A 21,183-nucleotide genomic window follows, 5' to 3' on the forward strand; every position below is an offset into this window, starting at 1 on the left:
AATCGGCTAGGTAATAGGGGCAGTGCTGCGCGCCTGCCATTCATCGAACGAAGCCGCCAGTTTTCGGCTTGCAATTAGCCGACCTGCCTCTCTTGGCAGGCCCAGCGATGCGGACAAAGGCCCGCCTAGCAACGCATCGCCCAATGCCATTAAAACCATTTCGAGGGTCAGTTCGTGCAGCGACGTATCAGCATGGCCATCTTCAGCAATCTCGTCGACCAGATTGTGGATTGCCTCGATTATGGGATCAAGTGCATCTTCATTGCCCGATAGCAACATCCATGATGCCAATGCGCCTGCGCCTTCGCGATCAAAATGGTCGAAAATCAGATCGGCAAGTTCAAGCGGGGTCACTGCGCCGCCCCGCATCTGGAACACAGCCTCCCCTATTTTGGCGCATATGCTGTTGCCCATATACGCGGCCAAATCACGCTGCAAACCCGATGCGGAGCCGAAATGGTGGAGCAAATTGGCATGGGTACGGCCAACACGCCCTGCAACAGCCTTCAGCGTTACGGCTTGCGGTCCGGCCTCAAGCAACAATTCGCGTGCCGCCTCCAATGCCGCAGAACGGCTTGCTTCGGGGCTTAGCCGGCGCGGTATATGCACGATTTTCGAAGACTCTGCCGACATTATTCAACGCTACCTTTATACTGATCCAAATAATTTCAAGCTCTTCGGTAGAAAGCTTTCGCGAAGATTGCGATACATCTTGCGACTAAGTTTTGGCTTTGTCTATTATTGCTTTGGATGTCGCCGATAATTAGATTTACCCAAAAAACGGAACAAATCCATAAAAAACAAGCAATTTTCTTTTTCTTGATGCCGTATTAACCAATGCCGTTAAACGGAATTTCATGCGCGCATCCTATCCGGTGCACATGGATGCGGCCCAAAACACAACTACTAAGTCGGTTCCCCCGAAAGATCGACCGGATGTAACAGCGCGGAATTTTCGTGCGGTACCGACGGCTTTGACCAGTCGGCACTGGGTACGTCAGGACCCCTATGCAACGGCTTTCTTCAATGCGCTTTCTGCGGTTTTTCCGCATGGTGAAACCTTTATGATCCGCAGCCTCGTTCCTTGGACCGAGCGTGTTCCGCAACCATTGCGTGGCGAAGTTGAAGCGTTTATCGAACAAGAAGCCGGGCATAGCCGTGAACATGTGGCCATGAACAAGGCTTTGATTGGCGCAGGTTACGACATTGCCCCGCTTGACCGTAAAATCAGGGCGTTTGTGTCGGTTTTTGAAGGCGCAAGTGATATCATCAAGCTGACGGCAACCATGTGCATTGAACATTTCACTGCGATTATAGCGGCTGAATTGCTTAAGAATCCGCAGCACTTATCCGGCGTTGAGGACGAAATGCTTGAGCTGTGGCTCTGGCATGCGGTTGAAGAAGTCGAGCACAAGGGCGTTGCTTTTGATGTTTGGAAGCACGCCACCGCGCAATGGAGTTCGCCACGTCGCTACATGCTACGAAGCGTTTTCATGCTGGCGGTGACCACAAGTTTTTTCATCAACCGGACACTGGGACAAATTGAACTGCTGCGGCAAGATGGCGTCGGCTTTTCGACAGCGTTCAAAAATGTAATGAAGTCCGGATTCGGTAAGGGCGGCATTGGACGCAATGTCCTGCGGCCCTGGTCGGAGTTTTTCCGCGTGGGCTATCATCCTTGGGACACAGATGATCGCCAGTTGTTGGCAAAGGGCGAGGCGGATTTGGCCACCATTGCGGCAAATCGGGCCGGATATCGAAAGGGCAGCGCAATACCTGCGCCGACACGTCAGGCGGCCTGAAGCCTTTCAAAATAATCCCTTATGCTGAATGCCCGGGATGAAATCGATGGCATCGCATCATCGCCTGCGTCCTCCAAAGACCGTTCATACAAGGCACAGGTCATCGATTCGCCCCGCCCCTTGCTGTGGCGCAACTCGCTCTTGCCGGTGCTACGGAACCCCAATTTTCGCAAAACCCCGCTCGATGCCGGGTTGTCGATAAAATGACCTGCAACCAGTTTCTTATGACCGATGGCTTTGGCAATGCCCATGACGGCGCGTCCAGCTTCGGTAGCAAAGCCCAGGCCCCAATAAGGGCGCGCTATCCAATAGCCAAGCTCTGCTTCTCCACTGTGCTGGCCAAGTCCACACGCGCCGATCAACCGGGGGGCACCATCAGTCCGCAACATCAAAAGGAAAGAAGGAAAGATCTCATCATGATCCATCGTTGCGAAACGCACCGCCTCTTCATGGGTATATGGCCAAGGTGCGCGGACGAGATTGCGGACAATGCCTTCATCAGCAATTGCCTGATGGAGCTTTTGCGCGTCTTCAGGCCAGCTAGGCCTCAACAACAATCTTTCGGTTCTTGCGAACATTATTTCTCTCCGGTTCGTGGCGCCGCCTTTTGCAGAACAAAGCGACAATCCTGTTACATCTGCCCGGTTGGGCTGGTTTGAACAGAGAGAAGAGGCAAAAAGAAAGGGAGACCGGTTGACCCGTCTCCCTGTTCAAAGGTGGAAACCACCTTGTGTGTGATTTCCGGGTCATCCGTCTGGACAACCCGGTATCGATTGTCCGATTATTCCGCGGCGGCTGCCATCATGTCTACCGACACATATTTGCGGCCGAGTTTACCAGCGTGGAATCGCACGCGGCCTTCGACGAGCGCAAACAGGGTGTGATCCTTACCAAGACCAACACCGGCACCCGGATATACCTTGGTACCGCGCTGACGGATGATAATGTTACCGCCGATGACGTTTTCGCCACCGAACTTCTTTACGCCGAGGCGACGGCCTGCTGAATCGCGACCGTTGCGTGACGAACCACCTGCTTTTTTATGTGCCATGGTCTAAACTCCTTGCGTTGTCCGAGCCGAGGCTCAGGCTTCTTTCTTGGCTGCGGCCTTTTTGGGCGCAGCGGCTTTCTTGGGTGCGGCTTCCGCAGCAGGAGCGGCGTCAGCTGCTTTTTCTGCCTTTGGCGCGGCGGCCTTCTTCTCTTCCTTGCCAACAGCCAGGATTCGCAGAAGCGTCAGCGACTGGCGATGACCCTGCTTGCGGCGATAATTGTGGCGGCGACGCTTTTTGAAGACGATCACCTTTTCGCCGCGCTCTTGCGCGATGATTTCGGCGGAAACCGTCAAGCCATTCACATCCTGTGCTTTGTCACCGTCACCGGCCAACAAAACATCACCAAGCGAGATCTTGTCACCCGCTTCACCAGACAGCTTTTCAACTGCGATTTTATCTCCGGCGGCGACGCGATACTGCTTGCCGCCTGTGCGCACGATAGCGAACATGGCTTTAACTCATCCGTTTCTACAGCTTAGCGCTCTTTTGAAGCGCGGTTGCTCACGCGTGATACCTGAAGACGAATCTCGACAGGTCACGCAAGAATGGGCGCAGCTAGTCCAAGGAATTGCTGCTGTCAACGCCTTTTGCCGCCTTTTTGGCGCGGTTGCACAAGCCTTGCGCTCCAGCAGGTGGCGGCTTAGACAACCCGAATGTCTTGCGCCAAGTCCATAACCTGTTTTGCATCCTTTGCTTTGCTTGCCGCGTGCAGTGCGACCGAGGGGGATTTCCCATCGCTTTCGCGGCGCAGTTATGAAGGTAGCGGCCCAATTGCCGCGCCCAATGCCCCCATTATAGAAGCATCCTCGCTGCCGGTCGCTGCCGTTGCAAAGGTTGCTGCCTTACATAAGCGCCATCGCATTGCACACGCCGCATTTGAAAATGCGTTACCGCCGGTTCAGGCTCTAGCCAAAAGTGCCGCAGGTTCGTCGCCTGGGTCGGAAAGCTGGGTTGTCGCCCATCTGCAGCTTTCGCGCCTGGATAATGTACGGAGTGATTCGGTCGCCGTGATGCGTGAATTTGATTCGCTTATTTCGGAACAGGGCAAGGCCGATCCCGCTCTTGTCCCACTGCTGGATGTGGCGCAATTGGTGGTTTCAAAAGATTTGACGGCCCAGAATGCTGAAATTGCCAGTCTTTCGCGGATGATCGGGGAATAGCTATTCCTATGCGCGGCTAAGCGCATTTGCTTGCCTCATTTTCTATTGCGGTGCACAAATGCCCGAGATGAACGGCGCAAATACCCAACCTATTTCACAAAATCCCGATGTCCGCCTTCTGGGCAAAATGTTGGGCGATGTCATTCGTGCTTATGGGGGCGAAAAGCTATACCGGCAGACCGAATATATCCGGTCCACCAGCGTCGACCGGTTTCGCGGAGTCGAAGGGGCCGGTGCGAGTGACCGGGGATTGGGTGCGCTCAGCCTGGACGATACGCTTAATTTTGTACGCGGATTCATGCTGTTTTCGTTGCTCGCCAATCTGGCTGAAGACCGTCAGGGACTGGCGCATGAAGAAGGCGCGACCGTTGAAGAGGCATTTGAACGGCTGAAATCAGAAGGGGTCAATCTGGGCGACGTCATGGCCATGCTGTCGCAAAGCCTGATTGTTCCGGTCCTTACAGCCCACCCTACTGAAGTCCGCCGTAAAAGCATTATCGATCATAAAAACCGGATCGCGGCGCTAATGGCGATGCGCGACACCGGGCAGTCGAGCACACCGGATGGCGACGATATCGATTCGGCAATCTACAGACAAATCGCCCTGTTGTGGCAAACGCGTCCTCTTCGCCGGGAAAAACTGTTTGTAACCGACGAGATCGAAAATGCCCGTGCCTATATGCAGGAAGTATTCCTGATTGCTTTGCCCAAGCTTTACATGCGTTGGGAAAAGGCGCTCGGGGCAAGGCCACCAGGTTTCGTTCGGCTCGGCACCTGGATTGGCGGAGACCGAGATGGCAACCCATTCGTTAATGCTGAGACGCTACATTATTCTGTTGTCCGAGATGGCGGAACTGCAATCCGGCATTATCTCGAATCGATCCACAAGCTGGGCGCCGAAATTTCGATCTCGAGCGCAATGAGCGACACGCCTCAGGCCGTGCTCGAACTAGCCGAAAAGAGCGGAGATACAGCATCCACTCGGGCCGATGAGCCATATCGCCGCGCGCTGTCGGGCATATACGCAAGGCTCGCGGCCACACATGTAGCACTGATTGGCGACAAGCCACCACGGCCATCGTCGCTGTCCGGCGAACCATATTCGGGGCCCGACGAATTGCGTGCAGACCTTGTTACGGTGGCCGCGGGACTTGCCAGTGATGGTGATGGCGCGCTGTCCAGCGGCGGGGCTCTTGGGCGGTTGATCCGGGCAGTAGAGATATTCGGTTTTCACCTAGCCACGCTGGATCTTCGCCAGAATAGCGATGTCCACGAACGCGTGATTGCCGAGCTTTTTAAAGCGGCCGGTGTTTCTCCTGATTACGCAGCGCTGGATGAAGCAGCGCGGATCAACCTTTTAACGGCCGAACTGGCGCATAACCGACCGCTTGCGGGAGAATGGACTGAATACAGCGAGGAGACTGCCAAAGAACTTGCGATAATCCGTGCGGCGGCGAAAGCGCAGGCCGATTTTGGACGTCAGGCAATTACCGCTTACAACATCAGCAAGACCGAGAGCGTGTCCGACATGCTTGAAGTCTATGTGCTCCTTAAACAGGCGGGATTATATCATGTCACGGAAGACGGAAAGCCTGTCTCCACCATCATGTCAGTGCCTTTGTTCGAGACCATCGCCGATCTGCAGGCCGCGCCTGCGACGATGAAGGCATTTTTCGCCATTCCGCAGATGTGGGAACTAGCCAAGGCTCGTGGGTATCAAGAAGTGATGATCGGCTACTCTGATTCGAACAAGGATGGCGGCTATCTGACTTCAACATGGGAGCTCTATGAAGCATCGAGTGCTCTGGCGACGGTATTTGCCGATGCCGGAATAGCGATGCAGTTATTCCACGGGCGCGGGGGGGCAGTAGGGCGCGGCGGCGGTTCGGCCTTTGGGGCCATCCTTGCGCAGCCGCAAGGGACGGTTCAAGGCCGTATCCGCATCACCGAGCAGGGCGAAGTCATTGCTGCCAAATATGGAACCGTCGATAATGCGGTGACCAGCCTTGAGACCATTGCGTCTGCCACTATGCTGGCTACATTGTCGAGCGATCCGATCGGCGAGGCCGATGTTACGCGCTTCAAGGCAGCGATGGCGGAGGTGTCGACCCGCGCGTTTCGACATTATCGTGGACTGGTTTACGAAACCGAAGGCTTCCGGACGTTCTTCCGCCAGATGACGCCGATCAACGAGATTGCGACACTTAAAATCGGTTCTCGCCCGTCGAGCCGAACCGCGTCGGACGCAATCGAAGACTTGCGCGCGATCCCTTGGGTGTTCAGTTGGGCTCAGGCGCGGGTGATGTTGCCGGGCTGGTATGGCACAGGGCAGGCACTGGCAGAGTTTGCCGACAAGGGTTTGTTGCGTGCGATGGCAGGCGAATGGTCTTATTTCCAGACGATTCTTGCCAATATGGAAATGGTATTAGCGAAATCCGACGTCGGAATCGCTGCGCATTATGCAGGGCTAGTCGAAGACGAAGCGCTGTCCGCAACATTGTTTGGTCGTATTAAAGATGGCTGGCACGCTTCGCGGGACAGTCTGCTAGATGCTACCTGTCAACGCCATTTGCTGGAGGCACACCCTGCGCTGAACAACTCCATCCGCCTGCGTCTCCCATATATCGAGCCTCTCAATCTTCTCCAGATAGAACTCATGAAGCGATACCGCGCCGGTGAGGCCGATGAAAGGATTGGTGAGGGAATCCAGCTGACAATAAACGCAATCGCCACCGCGCTCCGAAACAGCGGCTGAGGTCCTTCGACAAAGCCAAGCGCCCGTTCGACAAGGCGCAACATAACCGCTTCACCTCGCAGAGATGCCTGTTACACCGGTGATGTACCGAATGAACAGGAGAGACCTGCATGCGCCTGAAAACCGCCATTTCCGCCCTCGCAATTGCGCTTGCCAGCATTGGCACGCCTGCCCTCGCGCAAACTGCCGCCACGACAGCGACTGCGCCTGACGTTGACCAGAACGCGGCAATAATGGCCTTTTTTGAGGAATATGATGCCGAACAACTCGCACGGTCGCCCTTGAGCAAATCCTATCGCGGAATAAAGGATGCCGATTATGGTCGTTGGGATGACGGCTCTGACGAGGCTGAAGCCCGTTCCTATGATGCGGAACGCTCTGCGCTCAAGGAAATGAAGGCCCGGTTCGACGCCGCCAGACTTTCCGCGGAAAATCAACTCTCCTTCCGCCTGTTTGAAAAACGGGCTGCGCGCAGCGACGCGGCGTTCAAGTATAGTGATTATGGCTATGTCTTCGACCAGATGAACGGTGCGCAGAGCCAGATTCCGGCTTTCCTTATCAACATCCACCGCATCGACACCAAGTCCGATGCGCGCGCTTACATCAACCGTCTCTATGGCATTGGTCCCGGCTTGAATGAAGCGATCGGGCAGGCGAAGGCACGCGCCGCCAAGGGCATCATGCCGCCGAAATGGGTATATCCCTATGTGATCAATGATTCGCGCAACGTCATTACCGGCGCGCCGTTCGGCGAAGGCTCAGATGCTCCCTTGTTCGCCGATTTCAAGGGCAAGGTTGCGAAACTCGCCATTAGCCAGACGGAAAAGGACCTGCTGATCGCTGACGCCGCCCAAGCGCTGAATGTTTCGGTCAAACCCGCCTATGAGGCCCTGATTGCCGAAATGACCGCGCAGGAAAAGGTCGCTGGAACCGACGACGGCATCTGGCGTTTTCCCGATGGAGCAGGCTATTATGCTGAGCGGCTCGCCAATTATACCACCACCAACATGACGCCTGACCAGATCCACAACCTTGGTCTGGCACAGGTTGCGCGCATCCATAAGGAAATGCAGGCGGTCCAAAAGAAGATGGGCGTGAAAGGTGATCTGAAAACCTATTTCAACTATATGCGCACTGAGCCTAAATTCTACGCGCCCGAAACGGCTGAAGGCCGCGCAATGTATCTGGCTGAAACCCAAAAGGCCTACGACGCGATCACACCATTGTTGCCCAAATGGTTCGGTGTTCTTCCGCAGGCACCTTTGGTTGTGAAGCCAGTCGAAGCATTCCGTGAGAAATCGGCGGGCAAGGCTTTCTATCAACGTCCGGCACCGGACGGTTCACGTCCCGGCACATATTATGCAAATCTCTATAAAATGTCGGATATGCCGCTGACCGAGGCAGATGCATTATTCTATCACGAAGGCGTTCCCGGTCATCATTTGCAACTGGCGATCCAGACCGAACTGAAAGACGTACCTGCCTTCCGCAAATTCGGAGGCGTGACCGCTTATTCAGAAGGTTGGGGCCTCTATTCGGAAAAGCTTGCCAAGGATATGGGGCTGTACACTGATCCAGCCCGTGATTTCGGCCGGTTGCAACTCGAACTGCACCGTGCAATCCGTCTGGTTGTCGATAGCGGGCTCCACCACAAACGCTGGACCCGCGAACAGGCGATCAAATATGTCGAGGACAATAGTGCCGATGCGCCCGGCGGAATTGTGAAGGCTATCGAACGCTACATCATCTTCCCCGGTCAGGCGACCGCTTATATGGTCGGGCGTCTGAAGATCAGCGAACTGCGCGACAAGGCGCAAAAAGCGATGGGGTCCAAGTTCGATGTACGCGGGTTTCACGATACGGTTTTGAAGTCCGGACCGGTACCGCTTGATGTGCTGGAAGAGCAGGTTGATGGGTGGATTGCTTCGCGGAAGTAGGGCAGCGAGATCTGCTCTTAAGGGAACGTCTCGAGCAAAGCGTCGAGGACCGTCCCGATGCCGAAGACCGTGAAGTTATTTTAGGCGACATTCTTTTCATCACCTTTACCGAAATCCGTAATCTCGACATTGACCGCCATTATGGTTCGCTGCGCTTGCAATGCTAACTCGCAGCCTATGGTATCTGGCACGACCAACCGGAAAACCCGGCGCTGCGGTATTTGCTTCTAGCTAGCTGATCGTAGCCACAACGCCCCGGTTTTTACCGAACATTAACCATCTGCGTGCCATAGCTTTGTAACTGTCGGACCAGCATTTGCGGGGATGTCCGGCGGCAAGGGGCGTACGAAACTCATGGTGACCAGAACGACCATAAAGGCTTCAGAAAAACGGTCGCATCGCAGTCCGAAAGGCTTTGCCCCGCAGAAAGCGGAATTTGCTCCGCCAGTTTTGCCAACTGTATCCAAAAGGCAGCAGCGGCATAGCATTGCGGTGTTACTCATCATCACCGACATATTATCGATCATCGCTTCATTCGCCGTCGCCAGCCTGATACGGCTAGGCCACCTGGACAGCAGCCAATTCATACCGATCCTGTTCGCGATAACGCCTATTTACGTCGCAATCGCGCTGAATAAGCAAGGCTATGGTCCTGATGCTACGATGGATTTTGGCCACAGCTACCGTAAATCAGCACTCGCCTTCTGCTTTGCCTGCGGGTCGCTTTTACTGATCGCCTTTTTCCTGAAAGCCAGCGAGGATTTTTCGCGCATCCTGCTCGGCGTCGGCGCTTTGCTGGGGTTGGCAAGCCTGGCATTTTCGCGCTTTGTGGTCACCAGAATAGGCGCAAAATGGCTCGATTGCGAGCCCTTCGCGTGCCTATTTATTCATGACGGCGTTGCCGTGCCGTACAGTGCAGAAGGTCGAGTGATCGACGCCCGGCTTGCCCGGCTTTGCCCCGACCCTGCTGACCGCGATTCGCTGAATCGGCTTGGCGAATACAGTGCCGGAATGGACCGGGTAGTTGTGCACTGTCAGCGCGCCGATCGCCAACGTTGGGCGTTCGCGCTCAAGTCTTTGAACATTCATGCTGAAATAGTTGTTCCAGAACTTGCGAAACTGGCACCGCTGGCCTTGTCCCGCCACCGCGGCGTCACAACATTGCTGCTCAGCAGCGACCCTTTGGGCTTAAGCCAGCGGCTGACCAAACGCGTTTTCGACCTTAGCATCGCCGTTGGCGCATCGGCGGTTGCGCTACCTTTACTGGCGGTCATCGCACTGCTGATAAAAATCGAGAGCAAGGGCCCAGCCTTTTTCCGGCAGGAGCGGATAGGAATAGCCAACCGGACTTTCACGATCTGGAAACTGCGGTCGATGCGGTTGGAGGCGTGCGACGCGAACGGAGAAACATCGACGGCGCGCGGCGACGACCGGCTGACAAATATTGGCCGGTTTATTCGCAGTACCAGCATTGATGAGCTACCCCAACTGTGGAACGTCTTGCGAGGCGATATGAGTATCGTAGGCCCGCGCCCGCATGCTTCGGGTTCGCGAGCAGAGGACCTGCTTTTCTGGGATATCGACGAGCGTTATTGGCATCGTCATGCGGTTCAGCCCGGTCTGACCGGCCTAGCCCAAATTCGCGGTTATCGTGGCTCTACCATGTTGCGGGAAGATGTAACCAATCGGCTGCAGGCCGACCTTGAATATGTCGCCAACTGGTCGTTAATCGGCGATATCCGCATCATCCTGCAGACATTCGGCGTGCTGTCGCACAAAAATGCTTATTAGCGGCCAGCCTTCTCCCCAGCTTTTAACGCGCGCAGATTAGCGTTGCTGCCCAAACCAACATATTGCACCTGCTATGAACATCCTGATTGTAAGCCTAAACTACGCACCGGAGCCTACGGGTATCGGCCTGTACAGCGGCGGCTTGGCAACTGAACTTGCGACACGCGGGCATCGGGTAAAGGTGGTGGCCGCAGTGCCCCATTACCCCCAGTGGCGCATCTTCGATGGATATCGTGGCTGGTGGTGGACTAGCAACATCGAAAGCGGCGTGTCCGTAACGCGCTGCCCGGTTTACGTTCCCGCCAATGTCACCGGTTTGAAACGTATAATCCATTATGCAAGCTTCGCAATCAGCAGCTTTTTCCCTATAATTGCTAAAGCGTTGTTCTTTCGGCCCGATATCATCCTTAACGTTGCTCCATCGCTTGGCACAGCACCGACGACGCTGGTGTCAGCAAAGCTGACAGGCGCGAAGGCGTGGCTGCATTTGCAGGATTTTGAAATAGAAGCGGCATTTGCAACCGGCCAGGTCAATGCAAGCGGTATCGCAGCCAACGCGGCGCGCAGGTTCGAAAAAGCAGTACTGAAACGCTTCGACATAGTCAGCAGCATTTCTCCTGAGATGTGCCACAAACTTTCCGAAAAGCAGGTAGGTACTGAGCAAATTTACGAATTCCGTAACTGGGCAGAGTTAGATCATATCAAGCCGCAAGCCTTGTCCAGCTATCGTTCGAAATGGTGTTTAGGAAACAAAAAAATAGGCCTCTACTCCGGCAATATTGCATCAAAGCAAGGTATTGAGATGCTGCTTGATTTAGCGCGGATCATGTCGGTTGATCCGGAATTCCACTTAGTCATTTGCGGCGAAGGTGCAAATCGCCTTGCACTTGAAGATAAAGCCAAAGGCCTAGCCAATATCAGTTTTTATGATCTTCAGCCGATGGAGAATCTGTCCGAACTTCTCGCGCTTGCCTCGATCCATTTGCTGCCGCAAAAGGCAGGCGCAGCAGATCTGGTGCTTCCGTCCAAGCTTACAAATATGCTGGCGTCGGGACGGCCCGTCGTCGCCGGCGCCGCAGTCGGAACCGGTCTTGCCCGTGAAGTTGAGGGGTGCGGGCTCGCCGTCGAACCTGAAAATGCGCAAGCAATGGCCGACGCTATCAATTTGCTCATTGGAGACGAACAACATTACGCAGCCTGCGCAACCGAAGCGAGAGTAAGGGCCGAAGCGCGCTGGTCGAAAAAGGCAATCATCGATGCGCTGGAACAACGTATGATGCCATTGCGGAAAAAGGAACGCGCATGAACATCTTCACCCGGATCGCTCGTAAACTCCGACGCCTCGTTCGAAGGCCGCTGGTTCAGGTGAAACCTGCCGAGGGCATGATCCGGCTTGGATCAGCCTATGGTGGCTGGGATTTTCTTGACCGCGATTATTTGCGGGGCTCGACGATTGTGAGCGCGGGGCTTGGTGTGGATGCCAGTTTCGATGTCGAATTCGCCCGGAAATATGGTGCGACGATCTGGCTTGTCGACCCCACCCCGAAAGCGGTCGCACATTACCGGGACCTCATTGCAAAAGCGGGAGAGCCCGCAACGCAAAGCTATATCGCAGGCGGGCATCAGCCGATGAGCGTTTATCCGATGGACTGGACCGATGGTGCCCACCTGAAACTTGCGCCTTATGCGCTATGGCACAAAGCCGGAAAGATGCGTTTTTTCCTGCCGTCGGATAGTAGTCACGTCAGTCACAGCCTGAGCAACTTTCAGCAGGGCTATGACGCAGAAGCAGAGCATATCGAAGTTGACGCCATCAGGCTTTCCGATCTCATCAAGCAAAAAGGCTTCGACCAGCCTTCACTTATGAAATTCGACATCGAAGGCGCTGAAATCGAGGTACTTCAGTCGATAGTCGAGGATGGCATCAAGCCGCAGCAGTTGCTTATCGAATATGACGAATTGATAATCCGTACGCGCAAGGCGATGCAGCGGGTCAATGGCAGCATCGCAATGTTAGAAGCCAACGGATATGTCTGCCGTTATTATGACGGCGATTCGAACTTTCTGTTCGAGCTTAACTAAGGCCTAGAAATACTTCACGACGGCAAATTTCGGTGTGTAAGCTATAATTTGTGCGTCACTTCCCTGGATCAGGTGAAGTTCAGCGTTGCGCCTCGTCATAAACTCCCTGACCGTGTCTTGCTCGCCTTTGCGGGCTGCATCGTCAAAAATGACGATAAATTCGTCACCGAGACATTTGTCGAGTACGTCCAGCGAACACCAGCGCGATCGACGAGGCGTTCCTTGTGGGCCATCGACCAGAACCATGTCAAATTGCGATGCGACAAAGTCATAGCATGGCACAGCATAACCATGCACTTGCCGCTCCACCAGCGGCGCATAGACACAGGGGTGTTTGACCCGTTCTGCCATGCGTTCAACCCAGGGTTTTTCATGATCCACGGATACCGCGTCTACGCCAAGCGCGTCGAGCAATATGGTCGATTGCCCCATGCCAAGTTCGAGTGTCTTGGAGACCGGTAGTTCAGTGAGACAACGCATCAACGTGTACAAAAGTGAATAATTTGCAGCGCCAGCCGTAGGATAGAAGGCAGGTGCCTCTCCGGTTTTGCTGCGGAACGCCTCATTGAACATTGTGGCATATTTGGCTTCGCGCCGGTCAAGCGACCCGTCGATTTTGTTGCGCCAATGGCGAAAGCGGGCCTTCGCCAATAATCCGTTCGTCGCCATATTATCCCCTTGCCCCACTAATTTCCAATTTGCTTACGCGCCATAAATCGCGGCCATAAACGGCCATTGCAATTGTCGCCATTGCTATCGCTTGAATACCTAAAAAGAGTGGCGCGCTATTTTGCGCCAGGGTAATTGCCACGCCCAGACCAATGATTGCTGCCACCAAGATTTTGCTCCCTCTGCGGTCCTGATGCGTTACAGCCAGCCGCGTCAAAAAAAGCAGGTGAGTTGCGCAATAGCAAAAAACGAACAGCGCAATCGCGAGGAACATATTCGAACTTTGGTCGCCTGCTATCTGGAAAAATTCGCGTGCTATCCGGTCGCCGGCAAAGGCCGTAACGGTCGCCTGGGCCAAAAGTATAGTCGCGGCTATCAATGCCAAATGTCGCATAGCTTTGTTTAGCCAGTTCCGGTCGGCCTGCACCACCGATTGAGTCAATGTCGGCAAGACAGGCGCAAACAATGCAAGCAGCAGTGAATGGATCAGCACCGCGATCCGCACAAACGCGCCAATGACGGCAACTGCGGCTGTGCCGAAGGTTATTGCCATTATGTAGACGCCTCCGTGCAAGTAAAGCACCATACCGCCCTGAGCCTGAACATTGGCGGCCAATAATTCCATAATCTCTTTTCGAACTGCCCTATCCACTCTGGGCATACCGATACGACTTCTACGCTGGACGACGAACAGCAAGAGGTTCAGCACCTGCACAACAACCGGAACGAGATATATAGCTGCAAAATAATAAGCCGTGTCAGCGCCGGTTGGGGCAATAAGGATTACTATCAATGTGACCACTGAACCCAGCAGCGCAAAACCGCTATTATAGTGGGTTTCGCCAAATGCGGCACGTGTGCCTTCAATTGGCGCGGCTAAAAAATTTGATACAATGAACAGCGAAAATATTAGCGCAAGATGACCGTCATTTGCGCCTGGCAATGCAAAAGATCTCAGCGCGAGATAGCTTATCACAGCCAATAAAATGCCGCTGATCACGCTCCAAAACCATAGCGACCAGAAGTATCCGCCGACGCGGTCATCTTCGGACGATGCCTTCGCCTTGGCAATTAGTGTAGACGCGGCTGGGGAAAATCCCGCCATCGCTATCAACGGAAAGGATGCAAGCGCAGCAACCGTGAATAGCAATCCGAATGCCTCGACTCCCAGTGCTTTGGCGGCAATGGGCAAAACTGCGAGTTGGACGAGAGCGCCAAAAATCTTTGCGCCACCGGTTGCGGCGTAGGCCAGGCCGATCGTTTGTTTGCGCGACTTCATCTCAAAATGCTTTGTCCGCAAGCGCGAACTGTTCGATCATCGAATCCAGACGGCCATGTCTGTTTACATAGTCATATATTGATGGACGAAACCCCTCGGAACGATTGTTGCGAATCGCAGCGCTCAGAACGTCGAGCAGGGCGTCCATCCCAGGTTGGCGAACAAGCAAACCAGTCTCGCCATCAATTACGTTGCAGATTTCCGGGTGATGTCGCGGCAGGTCGCGTCCCCGGCCGTAACAAATAACTGGTAGGTCATATGCCAGCGCATGGTTTATCGCCAGTCCGGCGGCGCCTAATAGAACGAAATAATCCGCCCCTTTGAAGTGCGGTGCCAAATCGCTTTCCGCATGAATCGCGCCAAGCACTCTAACGGAACCATCGCCAACTTTGGCAGCTTCGCGTTCGACGGCGGCACGCTGGGGGCCGTCGCCAATAATAGTCAACGCGGCATCAGGAAATTCAGCCTTGAGTTTCACAAATGCACACACCAGTTCCGCTATTTTTTTGTCCTCAGTCAATCGCCCGACTGACAGCAGCTGCGGACTTCCATAGCGCGTGCACTCTGCAGTCGCAGCCACCGCGCGAATGCTGTCAACATCAAGCGTGTTGCCAAGTGCGATTACATTTTTCCACGGAAGCCAGCGCTTTACCCAATCACGACCTTCGTCGGAATAGGTCAGCACAAGGTCAGCGCGCGCCATCGGCAAAAGCCGCGCATACTGCCGGGCCCAGTCAAGCGGCCAGCCAAATCCGCGTTCCATGTTCCAGCCATGTGACCAAAGTGCAAAGCTTTTGATCGTACCGGCTGATCGCAGCTGCGGAAGCACTTTGGCCAAATTATTCTGCATCGAAAATTCGGCGATTACCCGTTTCGCGCCATTTAACCTGAGAATTTCTGCGACTGGAAAATCGCATCGATATTGGTTCGATGGATCGGGAAAGTGGCACTCGAAATAATCCGCAAAATCATGTATGGTAGCCACATTCAAAAATGTGCCGCTAGGATGATTTGCCGCGCACGCAACGCGCCAGCCGAACATCTCGTTCAACCTGCGGAATAACGGCACCCGATAATCGGGAATGACGCGCTGGATAATAACGGTCTCGGTCATGCCCGCGGTCCTTGCCCGCCGCAAATTTCGGCGGCTAAGGTGTCGAGACGAGCGAGGTTGGCGGCATTGCGTGCAAGCGCGGCTTGGGCGATGTCGTCCCGATTTGTATTGGCATTGCCCAAGCTCCGGACAGCTTGGATCGCTTGTCGGACAAAGTCGCTGCCGACCTCGACAAGGCCAACGCCCTGTTGTCCTGCCAACGCTCCAATACAGCCGCGCCGGAATGCCAGCACGGGTACGCCGCGTGTAAGGCTTTCCATTAGCACCAGCGGAAAGGCCTCGGTCTTATAAGCTGTCGGGAACAAAAACAGGTCAATCTCATCAAAAAACTGCTCTTTTGCAGGACCATGCAACGGCCCCGCTGCGACAAATTTATCCCCATGTTTCGCACATGCTGTCCTGATTGCTGTTCCGACCGCTGGATCGCTTACCGGCCCAGCCAATATAGCGCGGACCAAAAGGCCTTCGTCGACCAAAGCATCAAAACTATCGATAAATTCAAGTGCGCCCTTTTCGATCGTCAAGTTCGCCAGCAAACCGACCGTGATATATTTGCTCGCCGCTCTGTGTGCGTAGTCGTCACGCACGCTAACACTATTCTCACACACAATGACATTTTGTGCCGCAGGATAAAGCGAAGACAGCTTGTTCGCCATATCGCCGCCCAATACGATATGCCGCCCTGATGGCCCGGCAAGCTCTGTTATCGCCCGCATCAGCCGCGTCGGCTTAAGCAGGTAGCGATAACTATGATGATGTAGGAAGATGTTCATCCCCATTAGCCGACCAAACAGCAGCAAAGCCACAGTCCATATTCCGCCCAGATTATCGTCGGGCGAACCGTAAAGCGTCTTACAACCGGACAGCCGCGCGACGGGAATGCGTATCAAAGCCCAAAAGACCCGCAAGGCCTTGCGAGTATGATAAGCTATACCCCGGGCCAGCCCGCCGGGACTAATATTACCGACCCATACATCGCCATATTGGCGCATAAGTTCGACCATCTGTGCATTGACGACTGCCATCCCATGTGTCGGCGGCGGCAGCGGACCGAAGAAGAATATTTGGCGGCGATTGCTCATTGTTTTGAATCGGGCTCAGTCTGGGCCAATATTCCAAACGCACAGATCAGGAACAACATGATAGGCAGATTATAATAGAACACACCGTCAATCAGCGAGAACAGCGCCATCGAGGACGCGGCTAGGAACAAGGCCAAGTTTTGCCGAGGATACGCGAAAGTAAAGCGCACCAATCTGCCGCCAAGCAACGCCAATAAGCACAACATGGCAGCAGCGCCGAAAAGGCCCCATTCATAGGCAAATTGCAGCACGCTATTATGCGGGTGATTGTAGGTTTCTTTGGCAGCTGGAACCTGAAGGCGGAACTGGTTGCCGCCATGACCGAGGACAGGTTGCTCCAACACGCCGCGCCATGTGTCGCGCCAGATTTCTGTGCGGCCTGACGACAGCTTGTCAGCCGACTGCGAATTACTGCCTTCAAAACGCGCAACCGCGTTGAAGCTGCTATGGTCAGGGGTCGGAATGGCTTGTGACAGTATTGCGCCGCCCGCTAAAGCCAACGTAATTGTTCCAATGGTGCGGGCGTTGCGCATCATCGCAAACAGCAGCACCGCAGCTGCGAGTACTCCGAAATAAGCCATCAGAGGCCCTCTTGAACCAATCCAGATGGCAAATCCGAAATTGATCGCCAGCAAGACCAGATGCAGGTGCCTCCGCTTTCCTTCATGAGAGGCGATCATTCCCGTTGATAGCGCGATGGCCGGCATCAGAAAATACCCCGAATGGCGAATGTGGGTGAAGCCAGGGAGCGACGAAACCCAGTCATAATCTGAGCTAATGCCGACCATCACCATAAAAATGACCATCAGCGAGACGAAGGCGGTGCTGCCTATTGGCATCGCGTCGGCAAACATAATTGTAATGTTACCTCGATAGCCTTGGCTGCTGCTACGCCAACGCCGCAAAAGGAACAGGGCGGATACCGCAAATAAGGAATGGATGGTCCAAGAAATGAGGCTGAGAACGGCGGTGTTCGGGGTCTCGGCAAAGGTGGTGGCAAGCAGGATGGACAGCAGCCAAAGTGCTGCCAATGACTTTACCTTACCCCCCAGCCCGGCCCATTCTTTTTGCACATCACAGCCACGTGATAAGGCGAACACGATCGTCGCAATCTCGAATAACTGCGACGGCAACCAAAATTGACGGGCTATCAGTTGCCAAAAGGCAAATTCGCCGTCGACGCGGAAAGACAGCAACGCGGTGACGACCGGCAGAGCGGATAGCACAGCGATCCACCATATAGCTGGTCGGGATTCAGGCCAACCCGGCACATGAACGTCATTTTCCTTGGCGTTGGTCATCTTTTCCCATGGCTTTCCCCGTCGCCCATAAGGGCCACTAGCGCAAATTAGGTCGAGGTCGATAATTTATGGTTAATTTTTCGTGCTCAGAGCGAACGCACAACCTTGCAATTATTCGCTTTCGACTAATTAATGTCCGTGCCAATTAAACAAATTGATTGGTCGTAAATTTATTGCGCTTCCTCCTCAACCGCCTTCACACCAAAATCGAAATGAATCCGCACCCACACGCCCAGTTGCGGCTTGTTGTCGATGCGCGGCGGCTTCACCAGAAATTGCCAGGCGGCCTTGCGTAATGCCTGCGCCAGCCCCGTCCCGCGTGGGTTTTCGCCTATGATCTGGCAATTTTCGACGCGGTTGTTTTCAATCATGCGGCAGGCGATGTCGGCAGACGCTCTTGGTGGGATGCGTTTGACGGCTGCCAGATATGGGCGGAGTTCGCTGTCATAAGGTTCGCGCAGCCAGGCAACGGGATAGAGTTGTGCGCCGCCGGGGCCGAGGCCAGGACCCATCATGCCTTTATTGCCCTGTCCACTACCCTTGCTGTCACCGGCTCCAGCACTACCGCTGGAGGGGAGTTTTGACAGGTCCATCGCATCGAATTCGGATTTGCTGACTTTTATGAGTTCCGGGCTTGGTGGTGGTGCCCTGACCGGATTGACCGGAGGCAGCAATGGCTTGGGTATCGGTGGGTTGACGTTGCGCTGCTGCTCTTTCGTGACCGGAGTTTCGGTGTCGCTCTTGTCCGCCGATGCGGACTCCGCTTCCGCTTCGAGTGCAAAGGTACTGAGGCCGCGCTTACCCATCTCTGGCCCACCTGAGCGCATACTGAGGCTTAATATTGCAATGATGACCAATGCCTCGAGAAACAAGGCAATGATAAAGCCAGTGCCCCGCCGTCGAAGATCCTCGCGGTCCCAATCTGTCTGTTTTGAATAAGCCATGCGACGGCCGAGACCTTTAGGGCATCGGTAAAGCCTTGCAATGCAGGATTTGGTGCAGCCAAGAGCGGTTGACCGGCGGTGTCAGCTCAAAGAGGTACGAACCTAACCTTCAACCCGTCCTTCGGCTTCGGTATCGGCCATGCCTGCCATTCGGGTGTGTAATCATCCGCAATTTCGACACGCACGCTGGTCAGCAAATGATGCATGAACAGCTTCATCTGCATATACGCAAAGTGCAGGCCAAGGCACATATGTGCACCGCCGCCAAAGGGCACCCATGCATATTTGTGTCGCGCCTTGACCTTGTCCGGAGTGAAGCGCATCGGGTCAAATGTCGCTGGTTCGGGCCAATATTCTTCCATCATATGGACATAGGCCGGGCTGATGCTGACGGCTGTGCCTTTTGGAATGTGAAAGCCCATAAATTCAAAGTCACGCAGCGCCCTGCGCGGTATTGACGGTACGGGTGAGATCATCCGCAATGCTTCTTTGAAGGCATATTCGGTCAATTCGAACTTATCGAGGTCAGCAAACGCGATATCGCTTCCGGCCGGAGCAATGGAAAGGCATTCCTGACGCAGCTTTTCCTGCCATTCAGGGTGCTTCGCAAGATACCAGATCATCGATGTAACCGAAGAAGTGATCGTATCGTGCGCCGCCATCATCAGGAAGTTCATATGATCGATCAGCTCGCCGTCAGTCATATATTCGCCATCGTCACGCCGGGAGCGGCAGAATTGACTGAACATGTCCTGCCTGTTTTCGTTGCGGCGACGCTCGGCAACTTGCGGTCCGAAATAGTCGATCAGATATTTGCGACCGGCAACTCCGCGGCCCATGGACGTGAAAGGAATGGGCGCACGGATGGGTGCAACCGACGCCTGAACCATGTCGACAAAGGCGGTGTTGATCTTGTCCGCTTCTGGGCCAAGGGGAATGCCGAGAAAACTGCTTGCGGCGACATCAAGCGTCAGCTGCTTGATTGCGGGATAGAATAGCATGTCACCGCGCCAGTTTTTTAGCTGCTCCGAAAATATGCGGTTCATATCCTGCGTGTAGGCGCGCATGGGTTCGGGCTTGAATGCGATGCCCAATGCGCGGCGATCCATGCGGTGATGATCAAAATCCATCAGCATCAGTCCGCGTGGAAAGAGCAGGTTCAAGACTGGACCCCAGCCTTGTTCCGAAGAAAAAAGCTTGTCGCGGTCGAACAGCATCAGTTCGTTTGCTTCGGCGCCCACCATCGAGATTGTCGGATTGCCAAAAGCGTTGGTGCGGAACACCCTGCCATATGTATTGACCATATGCGCGCCGTAGCCCGGCGGATCACGCAAAACACGAAAGGTCGTCCCGACAATGGGAAGTCCATTTTCTCCGGGGATATGCGACAAATCGCCAATAGTCTTGCGAGGAACCCAATGCGGGTTAGCAGCTTCGCTGTGGGCAAGCGCCATACAGGGTATTCCTTATGTTAATCGCACAGTTAAAACTTACTGCCACCGATGTTAGTAGGGTGCAAGCGGGTTTTCATAACGATTAAAGCAAGAACAATGGCTGACTTAAAGATTGCTACCAAAAAAGCGGCCGTGCCGGGGGCGTGGCACGGCCGCAAGACGCGCGCAACCAGGGATTGTCCGCGCGAATAGGAGTTATTAAAAGCTGTCCTGAATAAAGGACGCGCGCTTCCCGATCCGACGTGCCTCAATGGCTTCATCGGCAACACGGGTCATATAATCCAACTGCTCGAATTGTGCCTGACGACGGGCAGAGGGTGTCATATTTGCGATGCCGGTTACTAGATCGGCGGGTTCATGCCCCGTAATGCCGATTACCAACGCCAGGAATATCGATGCGAACCCTAAAGATGTAAAAACGACGAGCGCTGAATCCGGCGTCATATTTCCTCCGATATCTTTCAAACTTCTGCTGAATGGACAATAAAATCAGACCATCCGCAGTTAGGGAAGAATGGCTTAGGCGGGTTAATTTTCCCTGATGCCAATTAGCCAACGTAAAATTTACCATGCTGATTTTCGTGGCTCAAATTCACCAGAAGTCGAAGTGTCTTCGTAAAACGTGAATTGAATCAGCCATGATTAAAATGTAGACCTGCGAGCGGTAACCTAATATGCGGCTCCAAATTTTGCACTTGGCGCATCGGGAATAGATAGACAAACACCTAATGATTGACGTCAATTACTTTGCGTTGCTGGTT

Annotated in this window: 20 protein-coding genes; 8 read left to right on the forward strand and 12 right to left on the reverse strand. The window is 54.3% G+C overall.

Annotated elements, in window-relative coordinates; translation table 11 throughout:
- Window positions 1-6: 6 nt before the first annotated feature.
- A complete protein-coding gene (locus tag ACEW72_RS10220; RefSeq protein ID WP_373476276.1) occupies window positions 7-633 on the reverse strand; it encodes a TetR/AcrR family transcriptional regulator in 627 nt (208 codons plus the stop codon).
- 224 nt (window positions 634-857) lie between these two features.
- Between ACEW72_RS10220 and ACEW72_RS10225 the strand changes: the two genes are divergently transcribed.
- Window positions 858-1,802, forward strand: a complete 945-nt coding sequence (locus ACEW72_RS10225) for a metal-dependent hydrolase (protein WP_373476277.1) — start codon at window positions 858-860, stop codon at window positions 1,800-1,802.
- On the opposite strand, the gene ACEW72_RS10230 is transcribed toward ACEW72_RS10225, so the two are convergent.
- From ACEW72_RS10230 to rplU, 3 genes are all read right to left on the reverse strand, one after another.
- Entirely contained in the window at window positions 1,790-2,380 is a 591-nt protein-coding gene (locus ACEW72_RS10230; RefSeq protein ID WP_373476278.1) for a GNAT family N-acetyltransferase, read from the reverse strand. The genes ACEW72_RS10225 and ACEW72_RS10230 overlap by 13 nt on opposite strands.
- Window positions 2,381-2,583: 203 nt before the next feature.
- Window positions 2,584-2,853 (reverse strand): 50S ribosomal protein L27, encoded by a 270-nt coding sequence (gene rpmA / locus ACEW72_RS10235; protein ID WP_373476279.1) that lies wholly within the window; start codon window positions 2,851-2,853, stop codon window positions 2,584-2,586.
- Between the two features lie 33 nt (window positions 2,854-2,886).
- The gene (rplU, locus tag ACEW72_RS10240) at window positions 2,887-3,303 is read right to left on the reverse strand and encodes a 50S ribosomal protein L21 (protein ID WP_373476280.1); all 417 of its coding nucleotides are present in this window, start codon (window positions 3,301-3,303) and stop codon (window positions 2,887-2,889) included.
- Window positions 3,304-3,507: 204 nt separating this feature from the next.
- On the opposite strand from rplU, the gene ACEW72_RS10245 reads away from it, so the two are divergent.
- The 7 genes from ACEW72_RS10245 to ACEW72_RS10275 all read left to right on the forward strand — a co-directional run bounded on the left by ACEW72_RS10245 (window position 3,508) and on the right by ACEW72_RS10275 (window position 12,579).
- Window positions 3,508-4,014: a hypothetical protein gene (locus ACEW72_RS10245; RefSeq protein ID WP_373476281.1), complete on the forward strand. Its 507-nt coding sequence runs from the start codon at window positions 3,508-3,510 to the stop codon at window positions 4,012-4,014.
- A 58-nt stretch (window positions 4,015-4,072) separates the two neighbouring features.
- Entirely contained in the window at window positions 4,073-6,769 is a 2,697-nt protein-coding gene (gene ppc / locus ACEW72_RS10250; protein WP_373476282.1) for a phosphoenolpyruvate carboxylase, read from the forward strand.
- A 110-nt stretch (window positions 6,770-6,879) separates the two neighbouring features.
- Window positions 6,880-8,706, forward strand: a complete 1,827-nt coding sequence (locus ACEW72_RS10255) for a DUF885 family protein (protein WP_373476283.1) — start codon at window positions 6,880-6,882, stop codon at window positions 8,704-8,706.
- A complete protein-coding gene (locus ACEW72_RS10260; RefSeq protein WP_373476284.1) occupies window positions 8,685-8,873 on the forward strand; it encodes a hypothetical protein in 189 nt (62 codons plus the stop codon). The genes ACEW72_RS10255 and ACEW72_RS10260 overlap by 22 nt, the downstream gene beginning before the upstream one ends.
- A 187-nt stretch (window positions 8,874-9,060) precedes the next feature.
- Window positions 9,061-10,497 (forward strand): sugar transferase, encoded by a 1,437-nt coding sequence (locus tag ACEW72_RS10265; RefSeq protein WP_373476285.1) that lies wholly within the window; start codon window positions 9,061-9,063, stop codon window positions 10,495-10,497.
- Window positions 10,498-10,570: 73 nt separating this feature from the next.
- A complete protein-coding gene (locus ACEW72_RS10270) occupies window positions 10,571-11,803 on the forward strand; it encodes a WcaI family glycosyltransferase (protein ID WP_373476286.1) in 1,233 nt (410 codons plus the stop codon).
- The gene (locus ACEW72_RS10275; RefSeq protein ID WP_373476287.1) at window positions 11,800-12,579 is read left to right on the forward strand and encodes an FkbM family methyltransferase; all 780 of its coding nucleotides are present in this window, start codon (window positions 11,800-11,802) and stop codon (window positions 12,577-12,579) included. The genes ACEW72_RS10270 and ACEW72_RS10275 overlap by 4 nt, the downstream gene beginning before the upstream one ends.
- A 3-nt stretch (window positions 12,580-12,582) precedes the next feature.
- On the opposite strand, the gene ACEW72_RS10280 is transcribed toward ACEW72_RS10275, so the two are convergent.
- From ACEW72_RS10280 to ACEW72_RS10315, 8 genes are all read right to left on the reverse strand, one after another.
- Window positions 12,583-13,248, reverse strand: coding sequence for a hypothetical protein (locus ACEW72_RS10280; RefSeq protein WP_373476288.1), 666 nt, complete (start codon window positions 13,246-13,248; stop codon window positions 12,583-12,585).
- A 1-nt stretch (window position 13,249) separates the two neighbouring features.
- Window positions 13,250-14,527, reverse strand: coding sequence for a lipopolysaccharide biosynthesis protein (locus tag ACEW72_RS10285; RefSeq protein ID WP_373476289.1), 1,278 nt, complete (start codon window positions 14,525-14,527; stop codon window positions 13,250-13,252).
- 1 nt (window position 14,528) lies between these two features.
- On the reverse strand, window positions 14,529-15,641 hold the full coding sequence (locus tag ACEW72_RS10290) for a glycosyltransferase family 4 protein (RefSeq protein WP_373476290.1): 1,113 nt from the start codon (window positions 15,639-15,641) through the stop codon (window positions 14,529-14,531).
- Entirely contained in the window at window positions 15,638-16,723 is a 1,086-nt protein-coding gene (locus ACEW72_RS10295) for a glycosyltransferase family 4 protein (protein WP_373476291.1), read from the reverse strand. Before ACEW72_RS10295 ends, ACEW72_RS10290 begins: the two co-directional genes overlap by 4 nt.
- A complete protein-coding gene (locus ACEW72_RS10300; RefSeq protein WP_373476292.1) occupies window positions 16,720-18,024 on the reverse strand; it encodes an O-antigen ligase family protein in 1,305 nt (434 codons plus the stop codon). The genes ACEW72_RS10295 and ACEW72_RS10300 overlap by 4 nt, the downstream gene beginning before the upstream one ends.
- 170 nt (window positions 18,025-18,194) lie before the next feature.
- Window positions 18,195-18,968: a hypothetical protein gene (locus tag ACEW72_RS10305; RefSeq protein ID WP_373476293.1), complete on the reverse strand. Its 774-nt coding sequence runs from the start codon at window positions 18,966-18,968 to the stop codon at window positions 18,195-18,197.
- Between the two features lie 86 nt (window positions 18,969-19,054).
- Window positions 19,055-20,422 carry a cytochrome P450 gene (locus ACEW72_RS10310; protein WP_373476294.1) on the reverse strand — a complete coding sequence of 456 codons (1,368 nt, stop codon included), beginning with the start codon at window positions 20,420-20,422 and terminating at the stop codon, window positions 19,055-19,057.
- Window positions 20,423-20,620: 198 nt separating this feature from the next.
- The gene (locus tag ACEW72_RS10315; RefSeq protein WP_373476295.1) at window positions 20,621-20,866 is read right to left on the reverse strand and encodes a hypothetical protein; all 246 of its coding nucleotides are present in this window, start codon (window positions 20,864-20,866) and stop codon (window positions 20,621-20,623) included.
- Between the last annotated feature and the right edge of the window lie 317 nt (window positions 20,867-21,183).

Origin of the sequence: Sphingorhabdus sp. (genome assembly GCF_041737645.1) — a bacterium.
Classification (GTDB): Bacteria; Pseudomonadota; Alphaproteobacteria; order Sphingomonadales; family Sphingomonadaceae; genus Sphingorhabdus_B.